Origin of the sequence: Streptomyces sp. NPDC101160, assembly GCF_044768205.1 — a bacterium.
Taxonomy (GTDB): Bacteria; Actinomycetota; Actinomycetes; order Streptomycetales; family Streptomycetaceae; genus Streptomyces.
Window position 1 is genome coordinate 68,209 of sequence record NZ_JBIWPJ010000006.1, and the last position, 25,514, is coordinate 93,722.

25 protein-coding genes are annotated in these 25,514 nt (G+C 73.1%); 8 read left to right on the forward strand and 17 right to left on the reverse strand.

All coding sequences use genetic code 11. The annotated features are described in order from the left end of the window. Window positions 1-72: 72 nt before the first annotated feature. Window positions 73-1,215 carry a zinc-dependent metalloprotease gene (locus tag ACIRSU_RS19690; protein WP_403793755.1) on the reverse strand — a complete coding sequence of 381 codons (1,143 nt, stop codon included), beginning with the start codon at window positions 1,213-1,215 and terminating at the stop codon, window positions 73-75. A 161-nt stretch (window positions 1,216-1,376) separates the two neighbouring features. Continuing rightward, on the reverse strand, window positions 1,377-2,816 hold the full coding sequence (dacB, locus tag ACIRSU_RS19695) for a D-alanyl-D-alanine carboxypeptidase/D-alanyl-D-alanine-endopeptidase (protein ID WP_403793757.1): 1,440 nt from the start codon (window positions 2,814-2,816) through the stop codon (window positions 1,377-1,379). A gap of 105 nt (window positions 2,817-2,921) precedes the next feature. Between dacB and ACIRSU_RS19700 the strand changes: the two genes are divergently transcribed. Further along, complete coding sequence (locus ACIRSU_RS19700; protein ID WP_403793759.1) at window positions 2,922-3,413, forward strand: inorganic diphosphatase; 492 nt, start codon at window positions 2,922-2,924, stop codon at window positions 3,411-3,413. 119 nt (window positions 3,414-3,532) lie between these two features. After that, window positions 3,533-5,191 (forward strand): threonine/serine exporter ThrE family protein, encoded by a 1,659-nt coding sequence (locus tag ACIRSU_RS19705; RefSeq protein ID WP_403793761.1) that lies wholly within the window; start codon window positions 3,533-3,535, stop codon window positions 5,189-5,191. Between the two features lie 357 nt (window positions 5,192-5,548). On the opposite strand, the gene ACIRSU_RS19710 is transcribed toward ACIRSU_RS19705, so the two are convergent. Further along, window positions 5,549-6,247 (reverse strand): DedA family protein, encoded by a 699-nt coding sequence (locus tag ACIRSU_RS19710; protein ID WP_403793762.1) that lies wholly within the window; start codon window positions 6,245-6,247, stop codon window positions 5,549-5,551. Window positions 6,248-6,482: 235 nt separating this feature from the next. Here ACIRSU_RS19710 and ACIRSU_RS19715 point away from each other — a divergent pair, with 235 nt between their 5' ends. Next, window positions 6,483-6,851 (forward strand): YbjQ family protein, encoded by a 369-nt coding sequence (locus ACIRSU_RS19715; protein ID WP_403793764.1) that lies wholly within the window; start codon window positions 6,483-6,485, stop codon window positions 6,849-6,851. 6 nt (window positions 6,852-6,857) lie between these two features. Here ACIRSU_RS19715 and ACIRSU_RS19720 read toward each other — a convergent pair whose 3' ends face one another. Continuing rightward, the gene (locus ACIRSU_RS19720; protein ID WP_403793766.1) at window positions 6,858-7,670 is read right to left on the reverse strand and encodes a MerR family transcriptional regulator; all 813 of its coding nucleotides are present in this window, start codon (window positions 7,668-7,670) and stop codon (window positions 6,858-6,860) included. A gap of 143 nt (window positions 7,671-7,813) precedes the next feature. Here ACIRSU_RS19720 and ACIRSU_RS19725 point away from each other — a divergent pair, with 143 nt between their 5' ends. Beyond that, window positions 7,814-9,118 carry an ion channel protein gene (locus ACIRSU_RS19725; protein WP_403793767.1) on the forward strand — a complete coding sequence of 435 codons (1,305 nt, stop codon included), beginning with the start codon at window positions 7,814-7,816 and terminating at the stop codon, window positions 9,116-9,118. Between the two features lie 29 nt (window positions 9,119-9,147). Further along, window positions 9,148-10,563, forward strand: coding sequence for a glutamate decarboxylase (locus tag ACIRSU_RS19730; protein WP_403793769.1), 1,416 nt, complete (start codon window positions 9,148-9,150; stop codon window positions 10,561-10,563). Between the two features lie 12 nt (window positions 10,564-10,575). On the opposite strand, the gene ACIRSU_RS19735 is transcribed toward ACIRSU_RS19730, so the two are convergent. The 4 genes from ACIRSU_RS19735 to ACIRSU_RS19750 form a co-directional block, all read right to left on the reverse strand. Then, a complete protein-coding gene (locus tag ACIRSU_RS19735; RefSeq protein WP_403793771.1) occupies window positions 10,576-11,190 on the reverse strand; it encodes a PadR family transcriptional regulator in 615 nt (204 codons plus the stop codon). Window positions 11,191-11,224: 34 nt separating this feature from the next. Then, window positions 11,225-11,767, reverse strand: coding sequence for a DinB family protein (locus tag ACIRSU_RS19740; protein ID WP_403793773.1), 543 nt, complete (start codon window positions 11,765-11,767; stop codon window positions 11,225-11,227). 109 nt (window positions 11,768-11,876) lie between these two features. Continuing rightward, the gene (locus tag ACIRSU_RS19745) at window positions 11,877-13,346 is read right to left on the reverse strand and encodes an aldehyde dehydrogenase family protein (RefSeq protein ID WP_403793775.1); all 1,470 of its coding nucleotides are present in this window, start codon (window positions 13,344-13,346) and stop codon (window positions 11,877-11,879) included. 143 nt (window positions 13,347-13,489) lie between these two features. Then, window positions 13,490-14,362, reverse strand: a complete 873-nt coding sequence (locus tag ACIRSU_RS19750) for a helix-turn-helix domain-containing protein (protein ID WP_403793777.1) — start codon at window positions 14,360-14,362, stop codon at window positions 13,490-13,492. Window positions 14,363-14,731: 369 nt separating this feature from the next. Here ACIRSU_RS19750 and ACIRSU_RS19755 point away from each other — a divergent pair, with 369 nt between their 5' ends. After that, window positions 14,732-15,235: an ATP-binding protein gene (locus ACIRSU_RS19755; RefSeq protein WP_403793779.1), complete on the forward strand. Its 504-nt coding sequence runs from the start codon at window positions 14,732-14,734 to the stop codon at window positions 15,233-15,235. A gap of 72 nt (window positions 15,236-15,307) precedes the next feature. Here ACIRSU_RS19755 and ACIRSU_RS19760 read toward each other — a convergent pair whose 3' ends face one another. The 7 genes from ACIRSU_RS19760 to ACIRSU_RS19790 all read right to left on the reverse strand — a co-directional run bounded on the left by ACIRSU_RS19760 (window position 15,308) and on the right by ACIRSU_RS19790 (window position 21,351). Continuing rightward, window positions 15,308-15,520, reverse strand: coding sequence for a DUF397 domain-containing protein (locus ACIRSU_RS19760; protein WP_403794872.1), 213 nt, complete (start codon window positions 15,518-15,520; stop codon window positions 15,308-15,310). A gap of 166 nt (window positions 15,521-15,686) precedes the next feature. After that, entirely contained in the window at window positions 15,687-16,361 is a 675-nt protein-coding gene (locus ACIRSU_RS19765) for a hypothetical protein (protein WP_403793781.1), read from the reverse strand. Next, window positions 16,358-16,915, reverse strand: a complete 558-nt coding sequence (locus tag ACIRSU_RS19770; RefSeq protein ID WP_403793783.1) for a SigE family RNA polymerase sigma factor — start codon at window positions 16,913-16,915, stop codon at window positions 16,358-16,360. The genes ACIRSU_RS19765 and ACIRSU_RS19770 overlap by 4 nt, the downstream gene beginning before the upstream one ends. 110 nt (window positions 16,916-17,025) lie before the next feature. Further along, complete coding sequence (locus tag ACIRSU_RS19775; RefSeq protein WP_403793785.1) at window positions 17,026-17,589, reverse strand: hypothetical protein; 564 nt, start codon at window positions 17,587-17,589, stop codon at window positions 17,026-17,028. Between the two features lie 106 nt (window positions 17,590-17,695). After that, entirely contained in the window at window positions 17,696-19,762 is a 2,067-nt protein-coding gene (locus tag ACIRSU_RS19780; protein WP_403793787.1) for an FUSC family protein, read from the reverse strand. 57 nt (window positions 19,763-19,819) lie between these two features. Further along, window positions 19,820-20,962 (reverse strand): DUF2786 domain-containing protein, encoded by a 1,143-nt coding sequence (locus ACIRSU_RS19785; protein WP_403793789.1) that lies wholly within the window; start codon window positions 20,960-20,962, stop codon window positions 19,820-19,822. Further along, window positions 20,959-21,351 carry a winged helix-turn-helix transcriptional regulator gene (locus tag ACIRSU_RS19790; RefSeq protein WP_403793790.1) on the reverse strand — a complete coding sequence of 131 codons (393 nt, stop codon included), beginning with the start codon at window positions 21,349-21,351 and terminating at the stop codon, window positions 20,959-20,961. The genes ACIRSU_RS19785 and ACIRSU_RS19790 overlap by 4 nt, the downstream gene beginning before the upstream one ends. Before the next feature lie 103 nt (window positions 21,352-21,454). Here ACIRSU_RS19790 and ACIRSU_RS19795 point away from each other — a divergent pair, with 103 nt between their 5' ends. Further along, window positions 21,455-22,276, forward strand: coding sequence for an NAD(P)H-binding protein (locus ACIRSU_RS19795; RefSeq protein WP_403793792.1), 822 nt, complete (start codon window positions 21,455-21,457; stop codon window positions 22,274-22,276). Window positions 22,277-22,492: 216 nt separating this feature from the next. Here the strand turns inward: ACIRSU_RS19795 and ACIRSU_RS19800 are convergent, their stop codons facing one another. Both ACIRSU_RS19800 and ACIRSU_RS19805 read right to left on the reverse strand, forming a co-directional pair. Further along, entirely contained in the window at window positions 22,493-23,002 is a 510-nt protein-coding gene (locus tag ACIRSU_RS19800) for a DUF4265 domain-containing protein (protein ID WP_403793794.1), read from the reverse strand. A gap of 114 nt (window positions 23,003-23,116) precedes the next feature. Beyond that, on the reverse strand, window positions 23,117-24,034 hold the full coding sequence (locus ACIRSU_RS19805; protein ID WP_403793796.1) for an NADP-dependent oxidoreductase: 918 nt from the start codon (window positions 24,032-24,034) through the stop codon (window positions 23,117-23,119). Between the two features lie 190 nt (window positions 24,035-24,224). On the opposite strand from ACIRSU_RS19805, the gene ACIRSU_RS19810 reads away from it, so the two are divergent. After that, entirely contained in the window at window positions 24,225-25,493 is a 1,269-nt protein-coding gene (locus ACIRSU_RS19810) for a LuxR C-terminal-related transcriptional regulator (RefSeq protein WP_403793797.1), read from the forward strand. Window positions 25,494-25,514: the final 21 nt, after the last annotated feature.

The following is a 25,514-nucleotide window of genomic DNA, read 5'->3' on the forward strand; positions in this document are numbered from 1 at the left end:
CCCCACCCGCCGTCTACGGTCCCTCGGACGGGTGATTGGTGGGGTGTTCTTCCGTCGTGCGACACATCCGTCTCATGAGTCTGCCTTACGGTGCACCCTCGCCACCCAGTCGGCCGGATTGGCGATCTCGGCCTTGGTGGGGAGGGTGTTGGGGGAGGTCCAGACGCGGTTGAAGCCGTCCATGCCGACCTGGTCGACGACGGCGCGGACGAAGCGTTCGCCGTCGCGGTACTGGCGGAGCTTGGCGTCGAGGCCGAGGAGTCGGCGCAGGGCGAGGTCGAGGCGGGAGGCGCCGCGGGCGCGGCGCTGCTGGAACTTCTCGCGGATCTCGGCGACGGAGGGCACGACGTCGGGTCCGACGCCGTCCATGACGTGGTCGGCGTGGCCTTCGAGGAGGGACATGACGGCGGTGAGGCGGCCGAGGATCTCGCGTTGTTCGGGGGTCTGGACGAGTTCGACGATGCTGGGTCCGGGTTCGCCCTGTTCGCCTTCGGGGCGGTTGCCGCCGGCGAGGGCCTGGGCGGCTTCGCGGAGTCGTTCGACGACGGTGGAGGGGTCGATGTCGGTGGCGGCGAGGAAGGACTGGATCTCGCCCTGGAGGTGGTCGCGGAGCCAGGGGACGGCGGTGAACTGGGTGCGGTGGGTTTCTTCGTGGAGGCAGACCCAGAGCCGGAAGTCGTGCGGGTCGACCTCGAGTTCGCGTTCGACGTGGACGATGTTGGGGGCGACGAGGAGGAGGCGGCCGCCGCCGGTGGTGCCGGCGGGGAGTTCGCGGGTGGCGGGGGCGAAGGTCTCGTACTGGCCGAGGATGCGGGAGGCCAGGAAGGAGAGCAGCATGCCGAGTTCGACGCCGGTGACCTTGCCGCCGACGACGTTGAGCATGGTGCCGCCGGTGGTGGTGGAGCGGCGTTCCTTCATCTTGTCGAGGAGTGGGGTGAGGAGTTCGCGGAAGCCGGCGACGTTGGCCTTGATCCAGCCGGCGCGGTCGACGACGAGGACGGGTGTGTCGTCGGCGTCGTGGCCTTCGGGGATCATCCGGGTGTAGGCGCGGACGTGTTCCTCGGCGGCCCTGGCGTGTCTGCGGAGCTCGGCGACGACGTCGCGTGCCTCCTCCCGGCTCACCTCCGGGCCCGGGCGGACCAGCCGGGTCGCCGTCGCGACGGCGAGATTCCAGTCGACCATCCCCGATGTCCCTGCACCACCGATGCTCGTCATGCGTCAACCGTACGTTCTCGGCGCCCGTTCGGTGAGGGTTCGGGCGAGTATTCGCCCGGGTCAGGGACGGGTCAGCGACGGGTCCGGGGCGGGTCCGGGGCGGGTCCGGGGCGGGTCCGGGTCGGCTCGGGCTGGGACGGCGAGGAGGGTGGGAGGGGGGCTCAGCGGGGCGGGGCCAGGGCGGCGCCGAGCCGGTCGAGGGCGGCCTGGGCGGCGTCGGGGGAGCTCGTACGGCCGGCGAGGAAGGCGAAGGCGAGGAGGCGGCCGTCGGTGGTGACGACGGTGCCGGCGAGGGTGTTGACGCCGGTGAGGGTGCCGGTCTTGGCGCGGATGAGGCCGGCGCCGACGGCGGCGGGGCCGTCGTCGAAGCGGCCGGCGAGGGTGCCGCTGAAGCCGCCGACGGGCAGTCCGGTGAGGACGGGCCGCAGTTCGGGGTGGGCGGGGTCGGCCGCGCGGGTGAGGATGCCGGTGAGCAGGGCGGCGGAGACGCGGTCGCGCCGGTCGAGGCCGCTGCCGTCGGCGAACCGGGTGCCGGCCAGCGGGAGGCCGAGCCGGGCGAGTTCGTCGTGGACGGCCTTGTCTCCGCCGGCGAGGCTGGCGGGCTGCTTGTGGGCGAGGGCGGTCTGGTGGGCGAGGGCCTCGGCGAGGTCGTTGTCGCTGTGGGTGAGGGTGCGTTCGACGAGGTCGGCGAGGGGCGCGGAGTCGGTGCGGGCGAGGAGGGCGGCCTGGGGGCCGCCGGGGGCCTTGCCGGGCGTGGGGTCGCCCTGGAGGGTGACGCCGGCCTTCTTCAGGAGGCGGGCGAAGGCGGCGGCGGTGTCGCCGGCCGGGTCGGCGGTGCGCGGTGCGGGGCCGCTGTGGCTGTGGTCGAGGCGGCCCTCTTCGGTCATGAGGGCGCTGAGCGGGGCGATGTTCTCGTTGGGGCCGATGGGGTGCAGGGCGGGGCCCTGGTAGAGGCTGGTGTCGTAGGCCAGCCGTACGGGTGTGGTGGCGGAGCCGGTGCCGCGGGCCTTGAGGGCGCGGGCGGTGGCGTCGGCGAGGGCCTTCAGGCGGGCCCGGTCGAGGGTGGGGTCGCCGCCGCCGACGAGGGTGACGGTACGGCCGTCCGGCGTGGCGACCGTGCGGGTCGTGATGCGGTGGTCGGGGCCGAGGGCGGAGAGCGCGGCGGCGGTGGTGGCGATCTTGACGACGGAGGCGGGCGTCATGGGGGTGCCGGCGCCTTCTCCGTAGAGCTGGCGGCCGGTCTCGGTGTCGACGACGGAGGCGGTGCGCAGCGGGCCGAGGCCGGGGTCGGCGAGCAGGGGTACGAGGACGGCGGCGAGGTCGTCGCCCGTGCGGGTGGTCGTCCTCGCCGCTTCCGCGGGGCTGAGGGCGCGCAGGACGCCGGAGGCGCTGGGGGCGGGGGCCGGGCGGTGCGGGGCGGCGTCGCCGGGGGCGCCCGCGTGATGTGCGCCACCTCGGGCGTCGGCGGTGACCGCGCGGGCCCGCTCGGCCTTACGCTGACCGGAGTCCCACGGGCCGGCCACGGCCACCGCTCCGGCGGCCAGGGCCAGACCGAGCACGGCGGAGCCCGCCACGACCTGCCAGGTTCTCGGCTCCGGCATGTGATGACCAGCCCCTTTCGCGATCAAGAGCGTGCGTGAGAGACACTTAACCACCGCGCGTCGTCGCGAGCATTGACATGTGTTGATTCAGGAGGAGATCCACCCGTGGAGTTCGACGTTCTCATCGAGATCCCCAAGGGATCGCGGAACAAGTACGAGGTCGACCACGAGACCGGTCGGATCCGCCTGGACCGCCGTCTCTTCACCTCGACCGCCTACCCGACGGACTACGGCTACGTCGAGAACACCCTCGGCGAGGACGGCGACCCGCTGGACGCGCTGGTCATCCTTGACGAGCCGACGTTCCCGGGCTGCCTCATCAAGTGCCGCGCCATCGGCATGTTCCGCATGACGGACGAGGCCGGCGGCGACGACAAGCTGCTGTGCGTCCCGGCGACGGACCCGCGCATGGAGCACCTGCGCGACATCCACCACGTGGCCGAGTTCGACCGCCTGGAGATCCAGCACTTCTTCGAGGTCTACAAGGACCTGGAGCCGGGCAAGTCGGTCGAGGGCGCCGACTGGGTCGGTCGCGCCGAGGCCGAGGCCGAGATCGAGAAGTCGTACCAGCGCTTCAAGGAGCAGGGCGCTCACTGAGTCCCCGCTCTGACGAGCCTGTGAAGGGCGGTGCACCTACCGAGGTGCACCGCCCTTCGCGCATTCATACTTGGCTTGATTGTTCGGGTCGGGACGAGCGAGGACGAGGGGCGAGGACAGTGGTGGCGCAGCCGAACGGGCCCGAGGAGGCCCCGGAGGACCGGAAGCCGCAGTCGGACGAGGCGCGCAGCGCGTTCGTCCCGCCGGCCGGGGTGGCGCCGCCCGAGCCGCCGGAGGAGGAGCATCCGACCTCGGAGTTCGCGCTGCCGGACGGCCTGGCGGCCGAGCCGGCGCCGGAGCAGGAAGGTTCCGCCTTCGCTCCGCCGTCGACGTACTCGGCGAAGAGCTCGCCGCCGGCCTTCACTCCGGCGTACGGGATACCGCAGGTGATGCTGCCGGACGACGCGCCCTGGCAGGACCGGATGCGGACCATGCTGCGGCTGCCGCTGGCCGAGCGGCCGGTGCCGGAGGCGCCGCGGAAGGCGGGCGAGTCGGGGCCGCCGGTGCCGCGCGTGCTCGACCTGACGCTGCGTATCGGCGAGCTGCTGCTCGCGGGCGGGGAGGGCGCGGAGGACGTCGAGGCGGCGATGTTCGCGATCTGCCGGTCGTACGGGCTCGACCGCTGCGAGCCGACGGTGACCTTCACGCTGTTGTCGGTCACGTACCAGCCGTCGCTGGTGGACGACCCGGTGACGGCGAACCGTACGGTGCGGCGGCGGGGCACCGACTACACGCGGCTGGCCGCGGTGTACCAGCTGGTCGCGGACATCAACGACCCGGACCACGAGGTGGCGCCGGAGGAGGCGTACCGGCGGCTCGCGGAGATTCGCCGCAACCGGCATCCGTATCCGGGCTGGGCGCTGACGCTGGCGGCGGGCGTGCTCGCGGGCGCGGCCTCGGTGCTGCTGGGCGGCGGGCCGACGGTGTTCTTCGTGGCGGCGCTGGGCGCGATGCTGGGCGACCGGCTGGCGTGGCTGTTCGCGGGGCGCGGGCTGCCGGAGTTCTACCAGTTCCTGGTGGCGGCGATGCCGCCGGCGGCGGTGGGTGTGGCGCTGTCGGTCGCGCACACCGAGCTGCGGCCGTCGGCGGTGATCACCGGTGGCCTGTTCGCGCTGATTCCGGGGCGGGCGCTGGTGGCGGCGGTGCAGGACGGGCTGACCGGCTTCTACATCACGGCCTCGGCCCGGCTGCTCGAGGTCGGCTACTTCTTCGTGGCGATCGTGGTGGGCGTGCTGTCGGTGCTGTACCTGGCGGTGCAGTTCGGGGCGGAGCTGAACCCGGAGGGGGCGCTGCGGGCGGTGGAGCGGCCGTGGGTGCAGCTCGCCGCGTCGATGGTGCTGTGCGCGACCTTCGCGGTCCTGTTGCAGCAGTCGCGGGCGACGGTGCTGTTCGCGACGCTGAACGGCGGGGTGGCGTGGGTGGTGTACGCGTCGATCGCGGTGACGGCGGGCGGGTCGGCGGTGATGGCGACGGCGGTGGCGGCCGGTCTGGTGGGCCTCTTCGGGCAGCTGGCGGCGCGCTATCACCACACGTCGTCGCTGCCGTACGTGACGGCGGCGATCGGTCCGCTGCTGCCCGGTTCGGCGACGTACTTCGGTGTGCTGGCGATCGCCCAGAACAACCTGGACCAGGGCTTCGCCTCGCTGGCGAAGGCGGCGGCGCTGGCGCTGGCGATCGCGATCGGCGTGAACCTCGGTGGCGAGCTCGCCCGCCTCTTCATGCAGGCGCCGCGCGCGGCGGCGGCCCGGCGGGCCGCCAAGCGCACGCGCGGCTTCTAGCGGGGCCGGGGGCTGCGGGCGGCGGGCGCGGCCTTCCGGCGGGACCCGGGGGCCGCAGGCGCCGTGCGAGACCTCGGACGGGACCGGAGCCCAAGGCGCCGCGCGCGGCCTTCCGGCGGGACCCGGGGGCCGCGGGCGCCGGGCGCGGCCTCTGGCGAGACCGGAGCCCAAGGCGCCGCGCGCGGCCTTCCGGCGGGACCCGGGGGCCGCGGGCGCCGGGCGCGGCCTCTGGCGAGACCGGAGCCTCAGGCGCCGCGCGAGACCTCTGACGGGATCGGAGCCTCAGGCGCCGCGCGCGGCGGCCCGGCGGGCTGACAAGCGTACGCGCGGCTTCCAGCCGGCTTGGAGCGGGCGCTCCTACCGCTTGGCGTGGCGGCCGCGGGCCGGGGTGCCGGGGGCGTCGTGGTCGCCGTGGGCGTTCTGGTCCGGGTTCTTCTTGGACTGGGCGCGGGCGCGCAGCAGCTCGATGGCGACCGGGATCACGGAGATGAGCACGATCGCGACGAGGATCAGCTCGATGTGCTTGTGGACGAACTCGATCTTGCCGAGCGCGGAGCCGAGCAGCGTCACGCCGGCGCCCCACAGGAGGCCGCCGATGACGTTGAAGGTGATGAAGGAGCGGTAGTTCATCCGGCTGACGCCGGCGATGATCGGCGTGAAGGTGCGGACGATCGGCACGAAGCGGGCCAGGATCAGCGACTTGGGGCCGTGCTTCTCGAAGAAGGCGTGCGCCTTCTCCACGTTCTCCTGCTTGAAGAGCTTGGAGTCGGGGCGCTTGAAGAGGGACGGGCCGACCTTGCGGCCGAAGAGGTAGCCCACCTGGTCGCCGAGCACGGCCGCCAGGACCACGAGCGCGCACACCGCCCACAGCGGGTAGTCCAGCTTGTTGGTGGTGACCAGGAGGCCGGTGGTGAAGAGCAGCGAGTCACCGGGCAGGAAGAAGCCGATGAGCAGGCCGGACTCGGCGAAGACGATGACGAGGACACCGATCAGGCCGAAGGTCTGGATCAGGTAGTCCGGATCCAGCCAGCTCGGTCCGAGGGCAAGCGTGTTCACGGGGTTCCGGGCTCCTGCGGTCGGTGGGGGCGGGGGGCGTGCAAGGGGATTGTCGTACGGGACGGCCGCCCCAAGCTATCAACGTGGAGTGAACGCCCCGGGTTCCACGCTCCCCCGGCGGGGGCCCTTACGGGTCGGGGCCCGGACTTCTCGGGGGCCCGTCCGGGTCCGTCCCGGATGCGCGCCGCCGCCGCCCGCGCCAGGCTGATCATCAGGAATCAGGAGGTGGATGCGCATGGGCATCGAGGATTACGGCGGCGGCCAGTCGGGCCAGTCGGATGTGCTGGTGGTCACGACCAACGACGTGCCGGGCTTCGAGGTGAAGCAGGTGATCGGCGAGGTCTTCGGCCTGACCGTCCGCTCGCGGCACATCGGCAGCCAGATCGGCGCCGGGCTGAAGTCGCTGGTGGGTGGGGAGCTGAAGGGTCTGACGAAGACCCTGGTGGAGACCCGGAACCAGGCGATGGAGCGGCTGGTGGAGCAGGCGCGGGCGCGCGGCGCGAACGCGGTCCTGATGTTCAGGTTCGACGTCACGGAGGCCGCCGACGTGGGCACGGAGGTGTGCGCGTACGGCACGGCCGCGGTCATCGCGCCGCGCGCCTGACAGCGTTTACGAGGGCTTCGAGGTCTCCGAGGTCCGCGAGGTCCGCGGTTCTGCCGAGGTCTGCGCGAGCCGGCGGGCGTTCGCGTGGACGGCCGCGCGCAGGTGCTCGGCCAGGCCCTCGTGGAGCGAGTCGTAGAAGGCGCGGTAGTTCTCGTCGGAGACGTAGCTCTCGGCGAGGCCCTGGTGGATCTTCGGGTGGCAGTCGAAGAACCAGTGGGTGATGTGGGCGCGGTGGGCCTCGGCGAGGTCCATGGCGGCCGTGGAGTCCGGGGCCGCGCCGGTGTCCATCAGGGCGCCGTAGGCGGCGCCCCAGGCGTCGATCTCGTCCTTCATCCGCTGCCAGTCGTCCTTGGTGTAGCCGGCGACGCGGGCCTGCGTCGCGGCGTGGGTGTGGGTGCCGCCCCAGCGGCGCTCGGACTCCTCCGCGTACCGCTCGGGGTCCTTGTCGCCGAACACCTCGAACTTCTCCTCGGGCGTGAGGTTGATGCCCATGCGTCTCGCCTCCATGGCGTGTTCGACGGCCGCCGCCATCCGCTGCAGTTCCCCGATCCGCGCCGTGAGCAGCCGGTGCTGGCGCCGCAGGTGCTCCTGCGGGTCGGCGGCCGGGTCGTCGAGGAGGACGGCGACCTCTTCGAGGGGGAAGCCGAGCTCCCGGTAGAACAGGATCTGCTGGAGCCGGTCGAGGTCGGCGTCGTCGTAGCGGCGGTGGCCCGCCGCGTTGCGGCCGCTCGGTGAGAGCAGCCCGATCGCGTCGTAGTGGTGCAGGGTGCGCACCGTGACCCCGGCGAACCCGGCGACCCGTCCCACGGCGTAGCCCATCCGGCTCCCCCTCTTCCTTCGTCGGTCGCGCTCCAGCCTGGGTCCTGACGCGACGTGAGGTGCAAGTCCGGCCCGGGCCCGGTTCTTCGGACGCCCCGAATCTCGGGATGTCATGCGGCATTTGCCCACTTATGGTGGGGCTCGTGGCCACCGAGACTTCCGCCCGCGAGGCGCCGCTGCAGGTCCTGCTGCCCCAGATCATGCCCGCCCTCGTGGTGGGGGTGGGCTCGGCCCTGCTGTTCCTCGGGATCAGCGGAATCGCCGACCAGCTCGAGCACCTGCTCTGGCACACCCTTCCGGACGCGCTGGGCATCGGCCGGTACTCCTCGCTCTGGATCATCGCCATGCTCACCGCGACCGGCATCGCGGTCGGCCTCGTCGTCTGGAAGGTGTACGGGCACGCGGGCCCCGACCCGGCCGAGGGCGGGCTCGGCGGGCCGCCGGTCCCGCCGGGCGTGGTCCCCGGCCTGCTGGCCGCCAGCACCCTCGGGCTGGCCGGCGGCGTCAGTCTCGGCCCGGAGTACCCGACCATCGCCGCCGCCATCGCCCTCACCTTCTGGGCGGGCAAGACGCTCCGGCCTGCCGTACCGGGCGTCTTCTGGGTCTCCCTGGCCACCGCCGGCACCTTCGGGGCCCTGTTCGGCACCCCGGTGGCCGCCGCGCTCGTCCTCTCCGAGGCGCTGGCCACCCGGCCGTCCCAGTCGCCCCAGCCGCCCCAGCCCTCCCAGCCGTCCGGCGTCGCGCTGTGGGACCGCCTGTTCGCCCCGCTGCTCGCCGCCGGTGCCGGCGCCATGACCACCCAGCTCTTCTCCCATCCCAGTTTCGACATGGGACTGCCCCCGCTGGACGACCCCGGTTACGAGGACCTCCTCGCCGCCCTCGTGGTCGCCACCCTCGCCGCCGTCTTCGGACTGCTCTCCGGCTACGCCTTCCCCCATGTCCACCGGGCGTTCCAGCGCCTGAGGCACCCCATGCTGATGCTGCCGCTCGGCGGTCTCGTGCTCGGCCTGCTCGGCGCGCTCGGCGGACAGCTGACCCTCTTCAAGGGACTGACGGAGACCAAGGAGCTCGTCCAGTCGATCGGCTCCTACGACTCGGGCGAACTGGCCAAGCTGGCCCTGGTGAAGTCGGCAGCCCTGCTCGTCGCCGCCTCGTGCGGCTTCGTCGGCGGCCGGGTCTTCCCCGCCGTCTTCATCGGAGCCTCGTTCGGACTGCTCGCCCAGGCGCTCGTCCCCGAGATCCACCCCACGGTCGCCGTCGCCTCGGCCGTCCTCGGCATCCTGCTCGCCCACACCCGCCAGGGCTGGGTGAGCCTCTTCGTCGCGGCCGTCATCGCCGCCTCGCAACCGATGGTCGCGCTGCTCGTCCTTGCCTCCCTGCCCGCCTGGCTGGTCGTCACCGGCCGCCCGGAGATGGAACTCGACCAGCACGGCAACGCCGTGCACTGAACCCAAGCCCCCCGAGGAAGGAATCCACCGTGGCGCTGCACAAGGGTCCCGACGAGAAGGAGACCGAACCCTTCCGCCGCCTCGCCTTCAACCCGTTCTACGGCGAGGCCAACCCGGTCGGCGGCATGACGGAGGCCCCGCCGATCCACCGGCTGCCCGACGGGCCGCTGCCGCCGATGAGCGCCTACCAGCTGGTGCACGACGAGCTGATGCTGGACGGCAACTCCCGGCTCAACCTGGCCACCTTCGTCACCACCTGGATGGAGCCGCAGGCCGGGGTGCTGATGGGCGAGTGCCGGGACAAGAACATGATCGACAAGGACGAGTACCCGCGCACGGCCGAGTTGGAGCGCCGCTGCGTCTCGATGCTCGCCCACCTGTGGAACGCACCGGACCCGGCGACCGCGGTCGGCTGCTCCACCACCGGCTCCAGCGAGGCCTGCATGCTCGCCGGCATGGCCCTCAAGCGCCGCTGGACGAAGCGGAACGCCGACCGCTACCCGGGGGCCCGCCCCAACCTGGTCATGGGCGTCAACGTGCAGGTGTGCTGGGAGAAGTTCTGCAACTTCTGGGAGGTCGAACCCCGGCTCGTCCCCATGGACGGCGAGCGCTTCCACCTGGACGCGGCCTCCGCCGCCGCGCTCTGCGACGAGAACACCATCGGCGTCGTCGCCGTCCTCGGCTCGACCTTCGACGGCTCCTACGAGCCCGTCGCCGAGATCTGCGCCGCCCTCGACGAACTCCAGGAACGCACCGGCCTCGACGTCCCCGTGCACGTCGACGGCGCCTCCGGCGCCATGGTCGCGCCCTTCCTCGACGACCAGCTGGTGTGGGACTTCCGGCTGCCCCGGGTCTCCTCGATCAACACCTCCGGCCACAAGTACGGCCTGGTGTACCCGGGCGTCGGCTGGGCGCTGTGGCGCTCGCCCGCCGAACTCCCCGAGGAGCTGGTCTTCCGGGTCAACTACCTGGGCGGCGACATGCCCACCTTCGCCCTCAACTTCTCCCGCCCCGGCGCCCAGGTCGTCGCCCAGTACTACAGCTTCCTGCGGCTCGGCCGGGAGGGCTACCGGACGGTCCAGCAGACCAGCCGGGACGTGGCCCGCGGCCTCGCCGAACGGATCGAGGCCATGGGCGACTTCCGGCTCCTCACCCACGGCGACCAGCTGCCCGTCTTCGCCTTCACCACCGCCGACGACGTGACCGCCTTCGACGTCTTCGACGTCTCACGGCGGCTGCGCGAACACGGCTGGCTGGTCCCCGCGTACACCTTCCCGAAGAACCGGGAGGACCTGTCGGTGCTGCGGATCGTCTGCCGCAACGGCTTCTCCGCCGACCTGGCACACCTCCTCGTCGAGGACCTGCAGCTGCTGCTCCCCGAACTGCGCCGCCAGCCGCGCCCGTTCACCCACGACAAGGAGGCCGCGACCTCCTTCCACCACTGAGGAGCGCACGCGTCAGGCGTACGGGTTCTCCTGGCCGTCCGCGAGGACGCCGACGAACGGCTCCCCGCCCTCGCCCGCGAACACGTACGCCCCCGCCTCAAGCCGCTCGATCAGCCCGGTCGCCCAGGCCCGGCCCGCGTCCGCCGAGAACACCCAGAGGCGCATGAGCTCGCCGATGTGGCCGAGCTGCTCGAGCCCGCCCTCCGGGGTGTAGTAACCGGTGACCCGGGCCTGCCACTCGTCCAGGGCGCGCACCCGGGCCCGCAGCAGCTCCACGACCTCCGCGCGCGGCAGGTCGACCATGAAGCCGATGCCGGCCGCGCGCACGTCCAGACCCTGCTCGTACGAGGACAGGGCCACGCGCAGCAGCCGCAGGTACTCCTCGCGGCCGGCGTCCGTGATCTCGTACTCGACGCGCGGCGGCCCGCCGGCCGTGCTCGGCGCGCTCTCGAAGGCCCGCAGCAGTCCCTGCTTCGCCATCTGCTTGAGCGCGTGGTAGATCGAGCCGGGCTTGGCGTGGGACCACTCGTGCGCGCCCCAGTACTCCAGGTCGTTGCGCACCTGGTAGCCATGGGCGCGGCCGTGCTGCTTGACCGCGCCGAGGACGAGGAGTCGGATCGCTGACATGCCCCGAGCCTAGGGGGCCCGGGTCACGGACCGGCTAGGAGGACTTCTTCTCCAGCTCGATCAGCTCGAAGGAGCCCTTGCCGTCCAGGGACTCCCGGATGATGTCCGCGTGGCCGGCGTGCCGGCCCAGCTCCTGGACCAGGTGCAGCAGCATCCAGCGGATCGAGACCCGCCCTTCCTTCGGGAACCAGGGCGCCTCGGGCAGCGGGAAGGTGTCGTCCAGGCTGGGCACGGTCCGGACGAACTCCTCCGTCTGCTTCGCCACGTCCGCCATGAAGGCGACCGTCTCCTCGACGGTCTCGTCGCCCACGAGCTTGAAGCTCTCGTGCCAGGTCGACTCGTCGCGCCGGCGCGGGTTCGGCTGCTGCCGGGCCATGAACAGCCAGTTGAGCTCGGCCTCGGCGACGTGCTTGATCAGGCCGGACAGGCTGAGCTCGCTGGCGCTGGGGCGGCTCGCCGCCTGCTCCTCGGTGAGGCCGAGGGACGCGCGGACGATCGCCTCGCGCTGGGCCCGCAGGAAGTTGAGGAACGCGCCGCGCTCGTCGCCGGGCTGCTCCGCGGGAACAAGAGCCACCATGTTGTCCACCCTCCGTAAGTTGGTCGGTGCCGGGTTTCCCCGACACCGACCAACTTACGGAGCCACTAGGTCAGATGCTGTCCTAATGCGTCCGGGGGACTCCGAATGGCTAGAACGGGAACCGGCTGCGGCCGTGCTGGATCGAGATCCACTTCTGCGTCGTGAACGCCTCGATCATCGCCTCGCCGTTCAGCCGCCCGATGCCCGATCGCTTCTCGCCGCCGAAGGGCACGATCGGCTCGTCGTGCACGGTGCCGTCGTTGATGTGGATCATGCCGGTGTGGATGCGCTTGGCGACCCGGACACCGCGCTCGATGTCGCCGGTGTGCACGGCGCCGCTGAGCCCGTACGGGGTGTCGTTGGCGATCCGTACGGCCTCGTCCTCGCCGTCGAACGGGAGGACCAGGGCCACCGGGCCGAAGATCTCCTGGCTGAGGACGGGCGCGTCGGCGGCGATGCCGGTGAGCACGGTCGGGGAGACCAGGCTGCCCTCGACCGAGCCGCGCAGCAGCGCGGTCGCGCCGCCGGCGACGGTCTCCTCGACGACCGCGGCGACCGCCTCGGCCTGCTGGTGGTTGATGAGCGGGCCGATGTGGGTGGCCGGGTCGGCCGGGTCGCCGACCCGCAGGGTCTTCACCTTGGCGACGAACTTCTCGGTGAACTCCTCCGCGACGCTGCGGTCCACCAGGATCCGGTTGGCGGCCATGCAGACCTGCCCCTGGTGCACGAAGCGGCTGAAGACGGCCGCGTCGACGGCGTAGTCGACGTCGGCGTCGTCGAGGACGATCAGGGCGCTGTTGCCGCCGAGTTCGAGCACGGCGTGCTTGAAGTGCTGGGCGCAGACGGTGGCGACGTGGCGGCCGGTGCGGTCGGAGCCGGTGAAGGAGATGACCTTCGGGACCGGGTGGGTGAGCAGCGCGTCGCCGATCTCGGCGATGTCGGTGACGACGACGTTGAGCAGCCCGGCCGGCAAGCCGGCCTCCTCCAGGACCTTGGCGACGAGGGTGCCGCCGCAGATCGGGGTGTTCTGGTGCGGCTTGAGGACGACGGCGTTGCCGAGGGCGAGCGCCGGGGCGACCGACTTGAGGGAGAGGAGGAAGGGGAAGTTGAACGGCGAGATGACGCCGACGACGCCGACCGGCAGGCGGTAGACGCGGTTCTCCTTGCCGTCGACGGGCGAGGGCAGGATGCGGCCCTCGGGGCGCAGCGCCAGCTGGATCGCCTCGCGCAGGAACTCCTTGGCGAGGTGCAGCTCGAAGGCCGCCTTGAGGCGGGTGCCGCCCAGCTCGGCGACGATGACCTCGGCGAGCTCCTGCTCGCGGTCCTCGACGATCCGCAGCGCCCGCTCGAAGACGAGCCGGCGGGTGTACGGGTTGGTCTCGGCCCACTCGGCCTGGGCGCGCTCGGCGGCCCGGTAGGCGTGGTCGACCTCGTCGGCGGTGGCGACGGTGATCGCGGCCAGCTTCTCCCCGGTGTACGGGTTGAAGTCGATGATGTCCCACGAGCCGCTGCCCGGCTTCCACTCGCCGTCGATGTACTGGTGCGCCAGTTCGGTGAAGTAGGACGTCGGCGTCGTCATGGAACGAGACCCCTTACCCGCCCGCGGTGGCGGACGTCGGCAAATCGGCAAGAGACGGCTCCGCCGCGGTACGTAGCCGTACGCGGCTCTACGCAGCCACAGTCACAGCCGTCTCACTGATGTGCCGTCATCGTACTGACGTATCAGGAGAGTTGGAGGAGTCCTCGGAGAAGATCACGGCTTTCCGCGGGATCCGGGCTGTCCTCGGCGAGCCGCTCGAGCACCCGGCCGTACTGGGCGACCTCCTCGCGCTTGTCGAGGTAGAGGGCGCCGGTCAGCTGCTCCAGGTAGACGACGTCGGACAGATCGGACTCGGGGAAGCTGAGCATCGTGAAGGCGCCGCTCTCGCCCGCGTGGCCGCCGAAGCTGAAGGGCATGACCTGGAGCGTGACGTTGGGATGCTCGGAGATCTCGATGAGGTGCCGCAACTGGCCCTGCATCACGGCCCGGTCGCCGTACGGGCGGCGCAGCGAGGCCTCGTCGAGGACGGCGTGGACGTGGGGGGCGTTCTCGGAGACGAGGACCTTCTGGCGCTCCAGGCGGAGCGCGACCCGGCGCTCGATCTCGGCGTGCGGGGCGTCGGGCATGCCGCGGGTGACGACGGCGTGGGCGTACGCCTCGGTCTGCAACAGGCCGTGGACGAACTGGACTTCGTAGATGCGGATGAGGGAGGCGGCGCCCTCCAGACCGATGTACGTCTGGAACCAGCCCGGCAGGACGTCGCCGTAACTGTGCCACCAGCCGGCCAGGTTGGCCTCGCGGGCCAGTCCGAGCAGCGCGCCGCGCTCGCTGTCCTCGGTGACTCCGTAGAGCGTGAGCAGATCCTCGACGTCCCTGGCCTTGAAGCTCACCCTTCCCAACTCCATACGGCTGATCTTGGATTCGGACGCCCGGATCGAATAGCCGGCGGCTTCCCGGGTGATGCCGCGCGATTCGCGCAGTCGCCTCAACTGGGAGCCCAGCAGGATGCGGCGCACCACGCTCCCGCTCGCCCCGCTCGATTCGCCTGCCGTCACGGCTCCAGCCTCCCCTTCACGGTGCTGCCCTGATGCCCTTTTCGCTGTCGAGCCCCCGTGGAGTCCCCGCCGAGTCCGCGCCGAGTCCCCGCTGAGCCCCGGATTCTGCCACTAAACGCTTCAGCGCGTACACATTCGATTACGGATAGGGGACCGGTTCCGGGCAGCTTCAGCAGAAGGGGTGGACGACTTATGCACAGAATCGGCACGTGGCAGGACAGGTCCGGCGCATGCACGTGCATCTGCCCTTGCATCCCTTCGGCGCATTCGGAACCATGGTGCCCGCGCAGCCGCGTACTCGCTCGTGTTGCCGCACCGTTGTCGCACCAGTTGTCGCACCACACGTCGCGATTCCCGGGAGTGCCTCGCATGGGGACGAACACATCGACCATGCTCGAGCCGTTAAGGCAGGGGCTTCCGCCGATCGATCCCGCGAGCGTCTCCAACTCGGCCTCCTGCGCGCTCCCGCCGCGTTACGAAGCGGTGCGCGGCGCCCGGAAGTTCACCAGCCAGACGCTCCGCAACTGGGACCTCGACGAGCGCTTCGACGACGTGGCGCTGGTGGTGTCCGAGCTGGTCACGAACGCGCTGCGGCACGCCGTGCCGTCCGGCCCCGAGCCGGCGCCGGAAGACGGCCAGAACCCGCCCGTGCGGCTGCACCTCATGCGCTGGGCCTCGCGCCTGGTGTGCGCCGTGCGCGACCCCAGCCGGGAGAGCCCGGAGGCCCGCGAGGGCGGCGAGGACTTCGCGGCCGAGTCGGGCCGCGGCCTGTTCCTGGTCGAGTCGTTCAGCGACAGCTGGGGCTGGCACCCGCTCGCGGGGACGCTGCACGGCAAGGTGGTGTGGGCGCTGTTCCGGCTGGGCCCGGAGTAGCGCGCGGACACCCGGACATACGGAGAGGGCCCCGGTGGCGATCGCCACCGGGGCCCTCTCGTACGTTTCCTCTCACACCAGGTGGTCGAACTCCCCGGCCTTCACGCCCGCGAGCATCGCCTCTATCTCGGCGGGCGTGTAGACGAGCGCGGGGCCGTCGGGGTGGCGCGAGTTGCGCACGGCGACGTTTCCGCCCGGCAGCTTCGCGAACTCCACGCAGGCGCCCTGGGAGTTGCTGGCCCGGCTCTTCTGCCACACGACACCGCGAAGCTCCGTGGCCGCCATGCCGTTGTACGCGTGGTGCGCGTGGTGCACTGGTAGCTCCCCGAGTCATTGGTGCAGGTGTCAACTTCCTCGGATCATAGCTGTGTTCATATGCCTCTGCATGAGCAGACGCACGGGCAGATGCACGTGCACGAGGGGTGGCGTAGCGACTACGCGACTCAACGTGTTACCGACCGGTCGGTGTTCCGGGGAGGTCGGCGAGGCGGGCGCCCTTCCGGTCGTAGAGCACGACGGTCGGGCCGGTGACGGCGCTGTGGACGTACCAGACGCCCCAGCCCGGGCGGCCCGGGAGTTCGAGCAGGGCCGCGGTGGTCGTGCGGCCGTCCGGGCCGCGGAGTTCGACCCGGCCGGCGTCGCGGGTGCCGTAGTAGAGGCCGGAGTGGAAGGCGCCGGAGGCGTTGCCCTCGGACTGGTACGAGATGCCCGGACGGGCCGTGTCCAGGTTGCCGTCCGTGACGCTGCGGGAGTTCTCGATGCCGTCGGGCCCCTTCCAGAACTTGCCCTCGGACGTCAGCCACACCGTCCAGCCCCGGCCCGCGGCCACCCGCTCCCCGGGCCGTACGACCCGGACGGGCGTGGCGGACGGGGTGGCCCTGACCGGGGCGGGCGAGGGCGAGGCGGCCGCCGCCCGGCGCTCGACCGGGCGGTCGGGACCCGGCAGGAACAGGGCCGTCACGGTCGTGACGCCCGAGACCGCCAGCACCGCGAGCGCCGCGACCGTCACCGTGCGGCGGCGCCGCAGCGCCCGCCCCCGGCGCCGGACGGCCGCCAGCGGCACCGGGCCCGGGGTGACGTCCCGCACGGCGTGCGCGAACAGGTCGCGGAGCTCGTCGTCCTTCATCGTCGCACTCCGGTGGGGGCTGTGGGGTTCGTGGGGGTGGTGAGGCCCGGGTGGTTCCGCAGGGCCGCGAGACCGCGCCGGGCGTGCGTCTTGACCGTACCGATCGAGCAGTCGAGGACCGTCGCGATCTCCTGCTCGCTCAGGTCCTCCCAGTAGCGCAGCACCATCACCGCCCGCTGCCGTGCCGGCAGGTCCGCCAACGCGCCCATCAGCGCGGTGCGTTGTTCCACCGCGTCGGCGTGCCCCGCGTACGCGTGCCGCAGCGGCTCCGGGAGGACCGGGGTCAGCAGGTGCGCGACCCGCTTGCGGCGTAACCGGCTGAGGTTGTTGTTCACCAGCGCGCGCCGCACGTACAGGTCGATCTCCTCGCGCGGGACGCGCCGCCAGCGCCCGTACACCTTGGCGAGGGTCGTCTGCACCAGGTCCTCGGCCTCGTGGAAGTCGCCCGTCAGGAGCTGCGCCGTGCGCACCAGGCGCGGCCAGGCGGCGACGGCGAACTCGGCGAAGCCGTCGTCGCTGTCGCCGCCGGCGTGGGAGGCGGGTGCGTGCGCCACGGTGACGGACCTCGTGCTCGTTTTGGTGGACAGGGGCAGGGCCCGCCCCGTGCCGGGCCCTGCCTGTCCGTCCCGGGCCGTGCGGGTGCCCGGAGTCGCGTACACGTGCGTCAGAACGGCGGGAGCTCGGCCAGCAGGCGCCCGTCGCGGTCGTACAGCGTGACGCGGACGCCGTCGGACGTGCCGTCCCGGTGGGCGGGCAGGGTGACGTACCAGACGCCCCAGCCGGGGCGGCCCGGCAGTTCGAGGAGGGTCGCGGCGGTCTTGCGGCCGTCCGCACCGGTCAGGACGACCTTCCCGGCCTTCCTGGTTCCGTAGTAGAGCCCGGAGTGGAAGGTGCGGGTGGCGTCGCCCTCGGACTGGTGGCTGACGCCGGGCTGGGACGGGTCGATGTTGCCGTCGACGACGCTGCGGAAGTTCTCGAAGCCGTCCGGGCCGGTCCAGTGCTTGCCCTCGGGCGTCAGCCACACCGTCCAGCCGCCGCCGGCATCGACGCGCTCGCCGGACCGGACGACCTGGACGGCGGGAGCGGGCGCCACGGTCACGGACCGGGCGGCGGGGGCGGCATGCGTGGCGAAGGCCGCGGCATGCGTGACGGAGGTGGCCGCGAGGGCCGGCGTGGCGGTCAACGTGGCGACCGCGACCACGGCGGCGGCCACGAACTGCTTCTTCATACGAGTGCTCCTGGGGTCTGGAATTCCGGTGAGGGCCCCTCACCTCTTCCAACTCCCGCCACGGCCCGCATGGATGACACGGACGGCCGGCGATCTCGGTGGCCCCTCAGTGCCCGAGCGCCTCCGTCAGCCCGTCGAGCGCGTCGAGCAGCAGCACCGCCCCCTTCCGCAGCAGGAAGTGGTCCGGCGCCCCCTCCCCCCGCGCCCAGGCCGCGACCGTCTCGCGCAGCTCGTCCCAGCGCGGCGCCCTGCGTTCCCGTACGGCCTTCGCGCCGCGTTCCGTCGCGCGGCGCAGCGCCTCCGCGAGGGCGGCGGCGGCCGGGACGGCCTCGGCGCCGCGTTCGGGGAGGTGGGCCTCCAGGAGCATGGCGACGCGGCTGAACTGGGCGAGCGCGTGTTCGGCGTCGTCCGCCGCCGCGCGGGACAGGCCCCGGTGGCGCACCGGCTCGTGGGTGGCCCGGGCCACGCCGTCCTGCCAGGCGATCCGGGCGGCACGGGTGGCGAGCAGCGCCTCGCGGACGTCGGAGGCGGCGGGGCCGGCCGGTTCGGCGTAGTGGGCGACGACGGCGGCCGCGTACCGCCCGTCCGCCTTCAGCCAGTCGGCGAGCCGGCCGCGCAGCCGCGGGGTCTCCCAGGCCGGGTAGACGGCGTACGCCAGCATCGCGAGGAGTCCGCCGAGGAGGGTGAGGAGGACGCGTTCGCGGACGGTCTGGGTGACGCCCGCGCCCTCCATGCCGAGCAGGAAGACGACGTAGGCGGCGACGAAGACCTGGCCGGCGGCGTAGCCCGTCCGCATGAGGAGGTACATGGCGAAGGCGCATCCGACGGCGAGCGCGGCGGAGAGGTACGTGCCGGGGTGCGCGGCCTGGACGATGCCCGTCGCGAGGGCCACGCCGACGAGGGTGCCGCCGAAGCGGGCGACGGAGCGGGCGTACGTCTGTGTGAAGTCGGGGCGCATCACCATCACGGAGGCCAGGGGCGCCCAGTAGCCGTGGCCGAGCGGGAGGGCGGTGCCGAGGCCGTAGCCGGCGGTCGCCACCGCCGTGACCCGGATCGCGTGGCGCAGGACCGGCGACTCGTGCCGCAGCTCGGCCCGCATCGTGCCGAGCGCCACCGGCACCAGCCGGAGCAGGCCGGGCCGGCTGCGGGCGGCGGCCACGGCCGGTTCCTTCGCGAGCTCGGTCTCGGTGCGCGGCTCCGCCGTCTCCACGACGTCTTCGAGCAGCGCGGCGAGCCGGACGGCGGCGCGGCGCGGGGCGCCGGACAGGATCGCGCCGGTGTCGGGGGTGCGGAGCACGGCGAGGGCGGCGGGCGGCAGCTCGACCGGTTCGCCGTGCCGGATGGCGTGCGCGGCGGCGTCCAGGATCTCCCCGGCCGCGGCGAGCAGCTCCCGCACCCGGTCGCGCTCCGGGCCCTCGGCGGGCGCGCCGACCGCGGGGTCGGCGAGCGAGGCGAGCACCGGGCGGATCCGCTCGGCGAGCCCGCGCGCGCCGTGCAGCTCGGCGGGGCGGCGGCGGGCCTGGCGCGCGGTGACGGCGGCGGCGCTGCGGGCCGTCATCAGTGGTACGGGGTCGAAGGGCGCGGTCGGGTTCTCGCACAGCCGCCGCGCGTAGTCCGCCTCGGCCGCGAGCGCGTCGGCGAGCGCGTCCCGCTGGGCGCCCCAGCGGCGGATCGGCAGCGCGACGATCAGCGCGGCCTGCACGAGGCCGCCCAGCGCGATCACCGCGGCGTGGCCGGCGGCCGCGGCGACCGAGGTCGGGAGCGTGACGGTCACCAGCATGATCGCCACGTTCGACGAGGCGATGATGCCGACGGTCGGCCCCACGGCCCAGGAGAGCCCCGCGAGGAACGTCCACAGCCCGAGGAGGATCAGGAAGGCGACGATGTGGGCACCGGTCAGATAGCCCAGGAAGGTGGAGACCGCGAGGCTCGCGCCGGACGCCGTCGCGAGGGTGGGGCGCGGCCGGTACGAACGCTGGAAGGTCGCGATCGCCGCCTGGTACGCCCCGAACGCGGACGACGCGGCCACCGCGGGCCCGAACCATGTGAGCGACACCCCGACGACGAGCGCGAGCCCGAGCGCCCCGCGCGCCGCGACGGCGGGCTCCAGCCGCTGCCGCTCGACCCTGAGCCCCGAGCGGGCGGTCTCCTTCAGCGCCCGGAGCCAGCTCATGGGTGTGAGCGTAGCCGCGATGCGGGGCGAAACCGGCATTCCGCCCTGGTGGGGGCCCTATCCGCGGATCTCGCCCCGGCTTCCCGGTGCCCGCAGTCCGGCCCGGTCCGCCGCCGACGTGCCGTGCGTCCAGCCCGCCTCGTCCCAGGCGGCCCGCACTCGGCTGGTCCGGGTCTCCGGGAAGAGCTCGTCGGTACGGGCGGTCACCGCGACCTCGCGGGAGGCGAGGGCCGGGAGGAGCGTCGGGGCCTCGGCGGCGACCCGGCGGCTGGTGGCGGCGAGGCGGGCGCCGAGCCGGTTGGCGTAGGCGAGCAGGAAGGACTGCCGGAAGGACTTGGTGCGCTTGCGGCCGCCGGCCCGCTGCTCCGCCTCGGCGCGGGTCATCGCCGCGGTGCCCTGGACGAGGAGCGAGGTGTAGAGCAGCTCGACCGGTTCGAGGTCGGCCTCGAAGCCGACGACGGTCGAGAAGCCGAAGGACTCGTTCCACACGGCCCGGCAGTGGTTCGCCGTCGCGACCGCGTCCAGGAGGATCGCCTTGGCCTGCTCGTACGGCGCGTCGACCCCGATCCGTACCGCCCCCGGCGTCTCCGGCGACGGCGCGCCCGCCGCCAGCGTCGCCTCGTCCAGGCTGTGCCGGGCCATCAGCTCCTGCGCCTTCGCGGTCAGCGCCTCGGCCTCCTCGGCGTACGTCGTCGCCTCCGCCTTCGCGAGCAGCGCCCTGATCCTGGTCAGGAGCTTGGGCTCACCGGCGACGGCCGGCGGCAGCGCCTCCCCCGGCGCCGGCCCGACGGCGTCGAGCCGCGGCAGCCGGACGAGCAGCCGGTACAGCTCCAGGACGGCGGTCGCGTACGAGAAGCGGTCCGGCGCCGGCCGGCCGGCGGCGGCGTCGAGCGCGTCGAGGGCGTCGAGCTGCGCCTGCCAGCGGTGCGGAAGGCGCTCGTAACGGGCCGTCTCGGCGCGGACGAGACCGACGAGGATCCGCGTGTGCTCGTCGGCGAGTTCACGGCGGGCCATCCGCACGACGTCGGCCGGCTGCCAGCCCCGGGACCAGAGGGTGCGGAGGAACTCCTCGCCGCGCCGGGCCAGTTCGGCGTCCGCGCCGCGGTCGGCGGCGAGCAGCGACGCCGCCGTGTCGACGGCGTGCTCGTCGTCGGCGTACAGCGCCGTGAATGCGTTCTCGACGGTGCTCTTGCCACTCATGCCGGGTTCCTCGCGTCGAACTCCTCGCGCGAGCGGGCGATCGTCGCGCGATGGTCGAGGGACCAGTCGACCAGCTGCTTGATCAGGTGCGTCATGCTGTGCCCGGTCTCGGTGAGGGCGTACTCGACCTGCGGCGGGGTCGTCGGGTAGACGTGCCGCGAGACGAGACCGTCGCGCTCCAGGCGGCGCAGCGTGAAGGTCAGCATGCGCTGCGAGACGCCGGTGACGAGCCGCTGCAGCTCCCTGAACCGGCGCGGCCCGGCGGCCAGTTCCACGACGACGTGGACGGTCCACTTGTCGCCGAGACGGTCCTGGACGTCCCGCACACCGCAGTCCTCGGCGCAGCTGACGACCGGGTCGGTGGTTACGCCGGTGTGCCCCTCCGACATCAATGTGCCTCCTTACGCGCTCGTGCCCCGTCCGTACACGATGGTCGCAGGTCGCAGGCCGTGGGCGCCTCGCCGCCTTCTCGCATCCACCCAGGGGGAATCCATGCTGCTCGTCACCGGTGTCTCCGGCGCGCTCGGCTCGCTCGTCGCCGAGCGGCTCGCCGGCCGCGACGACGTCGTCCTCGGCACCCGCGCCGGACTGCCCGGGACCCGGCTCGTCGACTTCGACGACCCGGCGACGCTCCCGGACGCCTTCGCCGGCGTCGACACCCTGCTGCTGATCTCGGCGGGGTACGGGGAGGACGACGTCGTCGTCGCCCGCCACGAAGCCGCGATCTCCGCCGCCGAGCGGGCCGCGGTCCGTCATGTCGTCTACACCAGCCTCTCCGGCGACGGCGACCATCTGACGTACGCGCTGGCGCACCGCTGGACCGAGCGGCGGCTCCGCCGGTCCGGCCTGGACTGGACGATCCTGCGAAACGGGCTCTACGCCGAGTTCCTGACCTGGATCGCCGCGCCCGGCGCCGACCACCGGATCACCGGTCCGCTCGGCGACGGCCGGCTCGCCGTCGTCGCCCGCGCCGACCTCGCCGACATCGCCGCCTCCGTCGCCACCGACCCCGCGCCCCACGCGGGCCGCGTCTACGAACTCGTCGGCGAGCGGGCGCTCGGCGGCGCCGAACTGGCGGCGGCGCTCGGCGCCCCGTACACGTACGAGCCGGTGACGCTCGCGGAGGCACGGGCCGCGATCGCGGAGTCGGGGGCCCGGCCGTTCCAGGTGCCGATGCTGGCGAGCACGTACGCGGCGATCGCGTTCGGCTTCCTGGACGGCAGCGGGGTGCGGAGCGACCTGCGGGAACTGCTCGGCGGTCGGGAGCCGCGGGACGGCCTGGAGGTGTTCGTCTCGGCCGTGCGGCAGGGGTAGGGATCGCGAGGGCGCTGTCCACAGCCCGCCGTCCACAGCCTGTGGATACCGAACTCGTGAGCGACCTCGTGAGCGGCCTCGCGAGCCGTCCGGTCCCGCTCTCCGCGTGCGGCCGACCCGCTCAGGGGTGAGGCTGGTACATCGGGACGGAACGTGGACCGGGGTCGGAGCCGGGTCCCCGTTCCGTCCCGCCCGTTGCCGGAGGGCCCGAAGGGCTCAGGCCGCGTGCCAGGCGTCCGTCCCGCAGCCGGTCTCCCAGTGCCACCAGCCGTCCGCCGTGCCGCGGTCCAGGAGCGCCTTGATCTCCGCCATCGGGGCGTCGACCGGCACGGTCAGGGCGACCAGCGGGAACTCCTCGCTGAACGACTCCCCGCCGAGCCCGAACGGCCGCAGCCGCTCGTGCACCGCGCGGGCGCTCGGCCCGAGCGGGCCGGACCGCACGGGCAGGACACGGACCGTGACGTTCCCGGAGGCGGCCACCCGGCCGGTGGCCCAGTGCAGTCCCTCCTCGTCCGTCCGGTACCGCACGACGTCTCCCTCGGCCACGCCGTCCTGCAGGAAGGGCACGTTGACCACCCGGGCGGTGTCCGTGCCCACCGGCTCGGCCCACATCCCCTCGGTGTCCTGCGGCAGCCAGCCCTCACGGGGCACGAAGCGGAACCAGATCTTGATGCGGTCGGCGCAGGGAGAGGAGGGAGCGGAGGGAAGGGCGGGGCTCTCGGTCACCTGGCGAGGCTAACCCCGCGGGCCGCCCGCCACACCGCGAAAGCGGCCCGGGCCTGCCGGACCCCCGTACCGGCAGCACCCAGGCCCCTTCCGCGCCGCGCCCCTCCCGGCGCCCTACGGCACCAGGAGCAGCTTGCCGCGCACGTGACCCGTCTCGCTGAGCTCCTGGGCCCGCGCGGCCTCCTTCAGCGGGAACACCTCCGCGATGTCCTGGCGGAGCCGGCCCTCGACGACCAGGCGGGCCTGGTCGGTCAGCCAGCCGCGGACGGTGGCCGGCTCTGCGGTCACGCCGGAGAAGACGATGCCGTGCTCGGCGGCGTCGGGGGCGGCGATGGTGACGATGCGGGACTTCTCGCCGCCGAGGAGCTCGATGGAGACCGGCAGCGTGTCGTGGCCGGCCGCGTCGAAGACCGCGTCGACGCCCTGCGGGGCGGCCGCGCGGACCCGGTCGGCGAGTCCGTCGCCGTACGTCACCGGGGTCACGCCGAGGTCGCGCAGGAAGCCGTGGTTGCGCTCCGAGGCCGTGCCGATCACGGTCAGCCCGGCCGCGACCGCGAGCTGCGCGGCCACCGCGCCGACCGCGCCCGCCGCTCCGTGCAGGAGCAGGGTCTCGCCGGCCCGGACACCGAGCAGGTCGAGGACGCGCTGGGCGGTCTCGCCGGCGACCGGAAGGCTCGCGGCCGTCTCCCAGGAGAGCTCGGCGGGCTTGGGGACGATGTTGTCGGCGATGGCGTACTCGGCGTAGGCACCGGTCTTCGTCCAGCCGAACACCTCGTCGCCGACGGCGAGTCCGGTCACGCCCTCGCCGAGCGCGTCCACCGTGCCCGCGAACTCCAGGCCCGGCACGGCCGGGAAGGTGGTCGGGTAGAACTGCTCCACCCAGCCGTAACGCCGCTTCCAGTCCACCGGGTTGACGCCGACGGCCGCCACCTTCACCCGCACCTCGCCCGGACCGGGCTCCGGCACGGCCACCCCGGTCTCGTGACGCAGCACGTCGGCGCCGCCGAACTCGTCGTACACGATCGCTTCCATGATTCCGCTCCCCCAGAGAGTCATCGGACGCGCCGGGCCGATCGGCCTGGCCGGCCCCTCGTCCGTTCGTCCGTCGTTTCGATGTGATCAGCTTGCTCCGGGCGCCTCTTTGTTCCCGCCATCCGAACGGCCAGTCGCACCTGGCCGAAAGGACAGCCGTCCGCCGGCCCGCGCCCCTACCCTTGTTCTCATGGAACTCACCGCGACCGGCGCCCTGTTGGCCGCCCACGACATCATCCGGCAGCCGCTGGGCGGGATCCTGCCGCGACTGTCCGAGGTGCTCGCCCCGCTGATCCCGCACCGGTCGGCGGCCGAACTGTCCACGCACTGCGCGCACTCCCCGTTCAAGCACACCGACGACCCCGATGTCCCGGTCACGGCGGCCGAGTTGGCGCCACTGCTCGCCGCGGGCCGCGCCGGCCGGCCGTGGCAGGGGCGGGCGAGCGTCGGCGGGGCGGAGCGGGAGGTGGTGGCGGTGCGGAGCGACGCCACGCACCGCGGCTCGGTCCTGGTGCTCGTACGGGACGAGGGCGCCGAAGCGGCCGGTGCGGCCGAACTCGCCCTGGCCCAGCACCTGTGGGACCTGGTGACCAGCCACTTCGACCGGTTCGCGAGCGAGGCGATGCCGGGTGCGCTGGCCCGTTCGCGGGCGGCGGCCGACACCCGGGCCCGGGTGATCGCCGAGCTGACCACGGCGCACGCGGCGGCGCTGTCCGGGGTGCTCGGGGTGCTGCGCAGCCGGGCCATGGACGACGCGGCGGCCCGGGCGACCGCGACCGACCTCGCGGTGTCGGCGCTGATCGAGCTGCGGGCCGAGGCGCGGCGGGACCGGACGATCGCCGAGGAGCCGGCCTTCGAGGCGTTCGCGAGGCTCGCGGACGGGCTGCGTCCGATGCTCCGGCACACCCCGGTACGGCTCGAACTCGGCCCGCCCGAGGGTCCGGACGCCACCCGGACGCTGCCGGCCGACGTGGCGCACGGCGTGCGGGCCGTGGTCCGCGCGCTGCTCCTGGTCGTCCTGGACCAGGACGCGGTCAGCCGCGTCCACGTCGGCTGGACGCTGACCGAGCACGAGATCCGGGCCACCGTCCGCGACGACGGCCCCGGGCTGCTCGACGCCTGCCCGCTCGGCGCGGGCAGCATCTCCGACCGCCTGGAGGTGCTCGGCGGCCGCCTGGACCTCGACGCGGTCCCCCACTGGGGCACCACGATCACCGCCACCGTCCCGCTCGCCCTGCCGGACGCCCCGGCCGCCACCACCCTGAACCCGCTGCGCGACCTCGGTGAGCGCGAGATCCAGGTGCTGACCCAGCTGGCCCTCGGCCACCGCAACCGGCAGATCGCGCAGGAGCTGCACATCAGCGAGTCCACGGTGAAGTTCCACGTGGCCAAGATCCTCACCAAGCTGGGCGTCGCCTCCCGCGGCGAGGCGGCCGCCCTCTTCCACAAGGCGGCATAAGGCCCTTAGCGGGGCACAACG